Source organism: uncultured Campylobacter sp. (assembly GCF_938030785.1).
In the GTDB taxonomy this organism is placed as follows: domain Bacteria; phylum Campylobacterota; class Campylobacteria; order Campylobacterales; family Campylobacteraceae; genus Campylobacter_B.
This window is the reverse complement of the sequence record NZ_CALHIK010000185.1, coordinates 1-8,388: the sequence shown is the minus strand read 5'-3', so window position 1 is coordinate 8,388 and position 8,388 is coordinate 1. Positions and strand designations below refer to the sequence as shown.

The window sequence follows — 8,388 nt, the reverse complement described above, 5'->3', positions numbered from 1 at the left end:
TTTGCATTTTATTTCCGCCTCATATTTTCGCGTCGTCTTTTAAAATTTTGACGCTACGCCCGTTTTGCGCGCTGTGTTTAATCCCCGCCGAAATAGAATTTCGCCGCTTCTTAAGCGGGCGAGCAATGATAACGAAACAGGTTGCTTTTAAATTTTAAAATTTCAATGCAAGCCGCTTTAAAATTTCAAAAGACCCGCTGCCGTCCGTCTCGCACGGCGATGAAATTTTAACGCCGCGTCTTGCGACGAAATTTTAAAATTTTAGCTCGCCGCGGGGATCGCGCCGTAGAGCCAGCGCACCGTAAAATTTCACGCCGTAAAATTTAAAAGCGAAATTCCGCGCCGAAATTCTAACTCAAAATTCCACGCCCGTAGCGCAAAATTCAGAGCTACTTCAGCCGCGACGTCGTAAATTTGCCCGCTAAGTTTTACGAATTTTGTGCGCTTTTAATCCGCAAATTTAATACGCCTTTACGAGCCGTAAATTTTTTAGATATATGACGCCGTCAAAAACGCCGCCCCCATTTGGCGCAGGCCAAGAAATGGCGATTCTTTTTGGCTCTCTGTCATATTCGGGCGAGCAACGATTCTTGGAGCAGTCTATTTTAAATACCTCTTTATCGTTGCTATCAAAATCCGTCTGGGTAGAATTTTTAGGAATTTCCAGCGTGTGGATTATACGATACGGCTCGCCCTCTTTTGTGCGAGCGGACGTTATTTTTATTAGCGTGTCTCCGCTGTCGTCCGAAGTCCTATAAACCCCGTCTTGCCCCAAGCCCACCAGCTCGAATTTTTTCTCATTGCTATAAAATGCCGAGATTATGGAGCAGCCGCTAAAAAGCAAAACTGCCGCAAATAACGCAAACGCTCTCATCTTTCCTCCTTAAGCGGGTTAAATTTAGTTTTTAAAACTATGAATGGGTGCCGGTATCTGGCCGCCGCGGGCGATGAAGTCGGCCGATGAGTTTTTATTTACGCTCATCACCGGCGCGCTGCCTAGAAGCCCGCCAAACTCCAGCGTGTCGCCCTCTTTGCCTTTTGGGATTATGCGCACGGCGGTCGTTTTTTGATTTATCACGCCGATCGCGGCCTCGTCGGCTATGATCGCAGCGATCGTCTGCTCGGGCGTATCCTGCGGGATCGCGATCATATCGAGCCCCACCGAGCAGATCGCGGTCATTGCTTCGAGCTTTTCTAAGCTTAACGAGCCTGCGCGCACTGCGGCGATCATACCCTCATCCTCCGAGACGGGGATAAACGCGCCGCTAAGCCCGCCTACTTGGTTGCACGCCATCACTCCGCCCTTTTTGACAGCGTCGTTTAGCAGTGCCAAAGCCGCAGTAGTGCCGTGCGTGCCGACGCGCTCTAAGCCCATCTCTTCAAGCACGCGCGCGACCGAATCGCCCACTGCCGGAGTCGGAGCTAGCGAGAGATCGACGATACCAAATTTCACGCCAAGGCGCTCAGACGCCATTTGACCAACGAGCTGTCCGATGCGTGTGATCTTAAACGCAGTCTTTTTCACGGTCTCCGCGACCACGTCAAAGCTCGCTCCGCGCACCTTCTCAAGCGCGCGCTTAACGACGCCCGGGCCTGATACGCCCACGTTTATGACGACCTCGGCCTCGCCCACGCCGTGAAATGCGCCCGCCATAAAGGGATTATCCTCGACGGCGTTGGCAAATACGACGAGCTTTGCAGCGCCCAGATCTGAAAGCCGCGCGGTTTCTTTGATCACGCGTCCCATGTCGGCGACCGCGCTCATATTTATGCCGGTTTTGGTCGAGCCGATATTTACCGACGAGCAGACCTTCTGCGTCGCGGCGAGCGCGGCGGGGATCGAGTCGATTAAAATTTTATCACCCTTTGCGTAGCCCTTTTGCACGAGCGCCGAAAAGCCGCCGATAAAATCGATACCGACCTTTTGCGCCGCCCCGTCCATTGCCTTAGCTAGCGGCACGTAGCTCACGGCATCCGTCGCTGCGCCGATGATGGCGATAGGCGTTACGCAGACGCGCTTATTTACGATTGGGATACCGAGCTCGGCTGAAATTTCATTACCGACCTTTACTAGATCGCGCGCCTTGTCAGTGATCTTTGCGTAAATTTTCTCTGCGGCTTTATCGATGTCGGGATCGATGCAGTCAAGCAGGCTGATACCCATCGTGATCGTGCGGATGTCGAAATTTTGCTCCTCGATCATCGCGATTGTTTCGGTTACGTTTTTGATGTCCATTTGCGCACCTTAGATGTTGTGCATGGCGTCAAAGATCGCCGAGCTTTGGATGTTGATCTTAACTTTTAGCTTTTCGCCTAGCTCGTTTAGCTCCCCCTTTAGAGCCGTGAAGTCCTGCTTTTCCTCGCTGGAAACCACCGCCATCATCGTAAAAAACTCGTCCAAAACCGTCTGGCTGATGTCGTCTATGTTTAGCCCAAGCTGCGCGAGCTTAGCCGAAACGCCCGCCACAATGCCGACCTTGTCCTTACCGATCACCGTTACGATCGCTTTCATTCTTACTCCTTTTTAAAATTTATTTTACTAATTTATCGCTTACAAAGCCTTCCTTAGCGATAAATCCCCACGGCGGCGCGAACCTTTTGCATCAATGAAGCAGCCGTCGCAGCCGCCCTTTGCGCGCCCTGTCTTAGCATCTCGTCTAAAATTTCGCGGTGGCTTTGATAGTATTCGAATTTATCTCGCGCATCTTTGAAGTAGCTAAGCACAAGCTCGTTTAGATACGCCTTGAAATGCCCGTGCCCCTCGCCTCCACGCTCGTAGCGAGCCCGCAGCGCCGCTTGCTCCGCCGCCTCGCTTAAAAACAGCTTCGCGATGTTATAGACATTGCATCCGCGCCACTGCTTAGGCGCTTCTAGCGGTTCAGAGGTCGTTACGATACTTGAAATTTGCTTCTTTAGCGTCACGGCATCTGCAAAAATATCGATCGTATTGCCGTAGCTCTTGCTCATCTTCGCGCCGTCCGTGCCCGGCACGATCGCCACTTCATCGTTTACGCGCGCTTGCGGAATAGTTAAAATTTCGCCGTGGGCGTTGTTAAATTTAAGCGCGATGTCGCGGGCGATCTCGACGTGCTGGATCTGATCCTTGCCCACAGGCACGACCTCCGCGCTGTATAGCAGGATGTCCGCCGCCATCAGCACGGGGTAGCTAAACAGATCGTGCTTGCTCTCAAAGCCCTTTGCGATCTTGTCTTTGTAGGCGTGCGCTCGCTCGAGCAGCCCCATCGGCGCATATCCGCTTAAAATCCAGTAAAGCTCCAACACCTCTTTCACGTCGCTTTGCACCCAAAACACCGTCTTTTTCGGATCGATCCCCAGCGACAAAAACGCCGCGGCGGCCTCGTAGGTGGAGTTTTTTAGCTTTGCACCGTCGCTTACGGACGTGAGCGCATGGTAGTTTGCGATAAACATAAACATCTGCTCGCCCGCATTTTGCGCATCCACCATCTGCTTGATACTCGCGAAGTAGTTGCCCAAATGCAGCTTGCCGCTGGGCTGAAGACCCGTTAAAATTCTCATCGTTGCTCCTTTAAATCAAAATCAGATCGCCGTCCACAAAACCCACGGCGACGTGCTTGCACTTAAAAATTTTTGCATCTGGCATCTGCTCTCGCAGCTCGCGCAGAGCCTGCACGAGTATTTTTAAAACCTGTCGCCACGAAAGCTCGCTTAAAAAATCAAGCTGCAGGCGTGAACTTTGCGGATAAAATTCATCCTCGTCCTCGCACGCCCAGTCGTCGTCATCCGCATCAAAGCTACTCGATCCCGCGAGCTGTAGCGCGTAAGGTTCGTAAAGATCGAAGTGCCACGCGATCACCCGCTTTGGAATTTGCTCGCGCTCTAAGCCCTCCAGTAGCTCACGCAGCTTTTGCTTTAGCGCCTCTTTCTTTTCAAGCTTATCGTTTTTGCCCTCTTTGCCGTGCGGCTTGGAATTTTTGCCGCCGTCAGAGCACTTCTGCTTAGACATCTTTTTCCCCTTTAAATTTAGCCCGTCGCAGGCGGAGCAAATTTCTTTTACGATCTTTTTTACCCTTTTATTTTCGACGTCGATTACGATGTCGGCCTTTTTTTCATACGCCCCGTCTCTTTGAGCGTGCAGCGCCGCGGCCTTTTGTAGATCCGCTAGCAACGGGCGCTTGGCAAATTTTTTCTCCGCGTTTTCGCTATTTTTTAAGCGATTAATGATCCCCTCAAAGCTTGATTTCAGATACACGACGGTGCCGATTTTGTTTAAATTTTTCACGGCGTAAAAGCCGCCGCCGGTGGAGATCACGGCGCAGCGGACGGACTTTTCTAAAAATTTCGCAAGGCCCTCTTCCATCTTTCTAAAGCTCTGCTCGCCCTGCTCTTTAAAAATTTGCCCGATCTTTTTATTGGCGTAGCTTTCGATCATATCGTCGCAATCAAGCGCAAACATCCCGCTTTGCGCAGCCAGCGCCCGCGCTACCGTGCCCTTGCCGACCCCCATAAAGCCGATGAGTACGATATTACCGCTCTTCATCGCTCTCACCTTTTTTGCGCGGCAGCAGCACTAGCGGACTTCCCGAAAGAGCAAAGCTCGCGCGCAGTTTATTTATCAAATAGCGCTTGTAGCTAAAATGCAGCGCACTTGGGCGGTTCATTACAAGAGCGATCTTCGGCGGCGCAAAGCCGATCTGTGCGGCGTAGTAAATTTTAACCGATTTGCCCCGCTCTCGAGGTATCGGATGGGTTTTGATCGCAGCCTCTATGGCTTCATTGATCCTTGCGGTGCCGAGTTTGCGCGTGAAATTTGAATAAACATCCAAAATGAGCGGGTAAATTTTATGTATCCGCTTCTTGTCCGTCGCGCTGACGCTGATGATCGGCGCGTAGGAAAGGAATTTAAACCTATCGCGCAGATCGCGGCAAAACTCGTCGTAATCGCGTTCGCAAAGATCCCATTTGTTTAAAATTATAATAAGCCCGAGTTCAAATTTAGCCGCAAGCCCCGCGATGCGCTCGTCCAGCTCGTTTAGCGGCTCGCTTGCGTCAAGCACCAAAAGCGCGATGTCAGAGCTTTGTAAAATTTTTTCGGTGCGATTTAGCGCGAAGCGCTCGATGCCCTCGATCTTGCCGCGGCGGCGAATACCCGCCGTGTCGATAAACTCGAGTGTGCGCCCCCCAAATTCCATTCTTTCGTTCACCGGATCGATCGTCGTGCCCGCATAATCGCTCACGACTGAGCGCTGCGAGCCCACAAGCGCGTTTAGAAGGCTTGATTTGCCGACGTTCACCCGCCCGATGATGCCCACGCCGATGGTCTTGTCTGCATAAAATTCCTCGTCGCGCCCCTCTTTCGGCTCGCCCTCGTCGTTAAAGCCCTCTATAAAATCGTCAAAAATTTCATCCTCGTCCTGCTGCGCAGGCGCAGGGTCCAAAAAGCCATATATCCACTCTTTCAGCTCATCGATGCCGCTGTTGTGAGAAACGGAGATCGGGAAAAATTTAACGCCGAATTCGTTAAACTCCCAGCTGCGCTCCTCGTCGCGCTTGCCGTCTATTTTATTGACCGCTAGGGCGATGGGCTTACCGAGCTTTTGTAGCGAGAAAAATATCCGCCGCTCATCATCGCTCGGAAGCAGCTTGCCGTCCGTCATAAAGATTATCAAATCCGCGCTCTTGGCCTCGCTTAGCGTCTTAGCCTGCACGCGCACAAACAGCTCGGAGGCATCGTCCAGGCCGCCAGAATCGATCACGCGCACGCGGCGATCGAAAATTTCGGCTTCGGCTCTATTGGTATCGCGCGTCGTGCCCGCAACGTCGCTCGTGATGGCGATACGAGCGCCCGCTAGGCGGTTAAAAAGGCTCGACTTGCCGACGTTGGGGCGCCCGATGATGATCAAACTTTTCACGTTCGTCCTTGTAGTTTTTGGCGCGATTATAACCAAAAATAGATTAAAGCCAAATTCTATGCGCTCGCTCGCGCAAGTCGGGCGGCAAAATTTTATAAAATTTAGGCGCTAAATTTAGCGAAATTTTATCGCGACACTAGCGGGACGCCGCTCGTAAAAGACGCCAAGGCGCGCGAGCCATCGCCGAACATATCGCCGAGGCGGGGTTGCACGCAAATTTTATAAAATTTAAAAACATAGCCTAAGCACGAAAGCTAGCGATCAAAACACAAAAACGGGCGCAACTACACGAAAGCATAAAAGCCCGCAGCTACGCAAATTTGGCTGCTTTGCGCATTCAAGCGCCGAATTGCAAAAACGAGCGGTCGCGCCAGGCGCGCAAAAGCAGGCGGCGTGGCGGAATATTAAAACGGCGGAATATTAAAATTTAATCATTATGCGTGTATAATTTCGCAAATTTAAAGGGGCGCGATGAAATACAACAACTTCTTGCTGCACCATCTAAGCGTGTATTATATGCTGATGGCGTGCTTTTACAACTCTCTTACGGGCGTTTTTGCCAAGCTTTTGGGCGCGCAAATTTCATCGCTTGAGGTCGTGCTCTTTCGCAATCTGCCCGGACTTTTGATCCTGCTTTATAAAATCAAGGCTCGCCCCCGTACGGCGCGCTTCGCAAACAAAGGCGGTCATCCTTTTACACTCGCGTTTCGCGGCATTATCGGGATTTTGGGGCTGATGGTATTTTTTTATAATGTCGCTAACATCAGCCTCGGCGAGGCATTTACTTTTCAAAAAACTGCGCCCATTTGGACGGCGATCATCGCGTACTTTACCCTCGGCGAAAAATTCGGCGCAATGGGCTGGTTCTCGGTCTGCTTGGGCTTTGTGGGCATCGTTTTGGTAATTCAGCCGCAGTTTGGCTTGCAGCCGAGCGATATTTTTGGAATTTTAAGCGGATTATTCGCCGCGATGGCGCTTACCTCCGTGCGCGGGCTGCGCAAATACTATAGCTCCGATACGATCATCCTCTCTGCGCTTCTTGCCGGCACGCTGATACCAGTAGCGCTTATGATCGCGGCGGAATTTATAGACGCGCCTGCGCTGAGCTTTATGCTTTCTAAATTTAAAATTCCAAACGCGCAGGGCTGGCTCTTTGCCGTGCTTTTGGGGCTGCTGGGGCTGTTTTATCAAACCTACGTCACCAAGGCCTACGCCGCGACGCGCAAAGCGGGCATAGTAGCTACGATCAGTTATGCGGACATCATCTTTTCGACGCTATTTGGGCTGCTGCTAGGCGACGCCCTGCCCGGTTTCATGGCGCTTGGAGGTATGGCGCTCATCATCGTCGCGGGCGCGCTCGTGGCGAACCGAAAGTAGCGCGCGATGAAGCAGAAATTTTACTCCGCGTTTTGGCTGAAACATCTGGGCGTTTACTATATGCTCGTAGCGAGCTTTTATTTCGCGCTAAACGGCGCACTAGCCAAGGTCATGGCGGAGCGGATGAGCAGCGCCGAGATCGTGTTTTTCCGCAACGTCGTAGGCATCGGCATCGTGCTGTTTTCACTAAGGCGGGTAAAAAATCTGGGCCCGGGCGGCAAGCCGTGGCTGCTCGCGTTTCGCGGCTTTATCGGCAGCTGCGGTATCTTAGCGACCTTTTACAACATCGCTCACATCGATCTTGGCACCGCTTTTACCTTCCAAAAGACGGCGCCCATTTTTACCGCGCTATTTTCGGCGTTTTTCTTAGGCGAAAAGCTAAGCTCTAAGGGCTGGTTTGCGATACTGCTCGGCTTTGGCGGAATTTTACTCGTCGTGCGCCCGCACATCGGCATCAGCGTAACCGACGCGGTGGGAATCTTCGGCGGTATGTGCGCGGGGCTTGCATACACGAGCGTGCGCGAGCTGCGCAAATACTACGCCACCAACCTCATCGTGCTGGTTTTCGTCTCGTCCGCTACCTTTCTAAGCGCGATGATGATGGCTGCGGGCTGGGCGCTCGGTGATAGCGAGGTCAAAATTTTAGGGCTTTTCAGCGGGGCGGATTTGGCGAGACTTGCTTACTTTAATCTACCGAGCCTGCTTGGCTGGGTGCTCGTGGCGCTTCTGGGCGTCAGCGGGATCTACTTTCAAATTTACATGACACGCGCCTACGCCGCTTCGCGTAAAGCTGGTATAGTCGCTGCGATCAGCTATAGCGACATCCTCTTTAGCATGGCGCTCGGAATTATGCTAGGAGACAAACTGCCGGGTCCGATCGTGCTAGCGGGCATCGCGGTGGTGATTTTAAGCGGAATTTTAATCGCCCGCGAGCGCTAAATTTAAAAACTAATCAAACGCGGCGCGAGGCTAAATTTAATCCGCGCCGCCCGCGAACGTTAAATTTCAGCGATATAAAAGTCTTAAAAAGCTAAGATTGCGACAAAGTTCTACGGCGTAGAAATATTTTTCGACGGATTTAAAATTTTATGCATTTTATCGGTATCGACATCGGCGGGGC

At 51.9% G+C, this 8,388-nt stretch carries 7 protein-coding genes and 1 pseudogene; 2 read left to right on the top strand and 6 right to left on the bottom strand.

Features of this window, described 5'->3' with window-relative positions; all coding sequences use genetic code 11:
• Window positions 1-460: 460 nt before the first annotated feature.
• The 6 genes and pseudogenes from Q0438_RS10615 to der all read right to left on the bottom strand — a co-directional run bounded on the left by Q0438_RS10615 (window position 461) and on the right by der (window position 5,891).
• On the bottom strand, window positions 461-874 hold the full coding sequence (locus tag Q0438_RS10615; RefSeq protein ID WP_299190739.1) for a hypothetical protein: 414 nt from the start codon (window positions 872-874) through the stop codon (window positions 461-463).
• 24 nt (window positions 875-898) lie between these two features.
• Complete coding sequence (locus tag Q0438_RS10610; RefSeq protein WP_299190737.1) at window positions 899-2,236, bottom strand: PFL family protein; 1,338 nt, start codon at window positions 2,234-2,236, stop codon at window positions 899-901.
• 9 nt (window positions 2,237-2,245) lie between these two features.
• Window positions 2,246-2,512: an ACT domain-containing protein gene (locus tag Q0438_RS10605; protein ID WP_004321567.1), complete on the bottom strand. Its 267-nt coding sequence runs from the start codon at window positions 2,510-2,512 to the stop codon at window positions 2,246-2,248.
• 53 nt (window positions 2,513-2,565) lie between these two features.
• The gene (gene trpS / locus Q0438_RS10600; RefSeq protein WP_299190736.1) at window positions 2,566-3,537 is read right to left on the bottom strand and encodes a tryptophan--tRNA ligase; all 972 of its coding nucleotides are present in this window, start codon (window positions 3,535-3,537) and stop codon (window positions 2,566-2,568) included.
• A 487-nt stretch (window positions 3,538-4,024) separates the two neighbouring features.
• Window positions 4,025-4,519: pseudogene (locus tag Q0438_RS10595) on the bottom strand (shikimate kinase); the annotation flags it as partial.
• On the bottom strand, window positions 4,506-5,891 hold the full coding sequence (der, locus tag Q0438_RS10590; protein WP_299190734.1) for a ribosome biogenesis GTPase Der: 1,386 nt from the start codon (window positions 5,889-5,891) through the stop codon (window positions 4,506-4,508). The gene der and the pseudogene Q0438_RS10595, both read right to left, overlap by 14 nt.
• A 471-nt stretch (window positions 5,892-6,362) precedes the next feature.
• Here der and Q0438_RS10585 point away from each other — a divergent pair, with 471 nt between their 5' ends.
• Window positions 6,363-7,268 carry a DMT family transporter gene (locus Q0438_RS10585; RefSeq protein WP_299190733.1) on the top strand — a complete coding sequence of 302 codons (906 nt, stop codon included), beginning with the start codon at window positions 6,363-6,365 and terminating at the stop codon, window positions 7,266-7,268.
• Window positions 7,269-7,274: 6 nt separating this feature from the next.
• Window positions 7,275-8,207, top strand: a complete 933-nt coding sequence (locus tag Q0438_RS10580; protein WP_299190731.1) for a DMT family transporter — start codon at window positions 7,275-7,277, stop codon at window positions 8,205-8,207.
• Window positions 8,208-8,388 lie beyond the last annotated feature (181 nt).

Excerpts from the sequence above, each read along its gene's own strand:
- Q0438_RS10610 (WP_299190737.1), bottom strand. The coding sequence starts at position 2,236 with ATGGACATCAAAAACGTAACCGAAACAATCGCGATGATCGAGGAGCAA.
- Q0438_RS10585 (WP_299190733.1), top strand. The coding sequence starts at position 6,363 with ATGAAATACAACAACTTCTTGCTGCACCATCTAAGCGTGTATTATATG.
- trpS (WP_299190736.1), bottom strand. The coding sequence starts at position 3,537 with ATGAGAATTTTAACGGGTCTTCAGCCCAGCGGCAAGCTGCATTTGGGC.
- Q0438_RS10580 (WP_299190731.1), top strand. The coding sequence starts at position 7,275 with ATGAAGCAGAAATTTTACTCCGCGTTTTGGCTGAAACATCTGGGCGTT.
- Q0438_RS10615 (WP_299190739.1), bottom strand. The coding sequence starts at position 874 with ATGAGAGCGTTTGCGTTATTTGCGGCAGTTTTGCTTTTTAGCGGCTGC.
- Q0438_RS10605 (WP_004321567.1), bottom strand. The coding sequence starts at position 2,512 with ATGAAAGCGATCGTAACGGTGATCGGTAAGGACAAGGTCGGCATTGTG.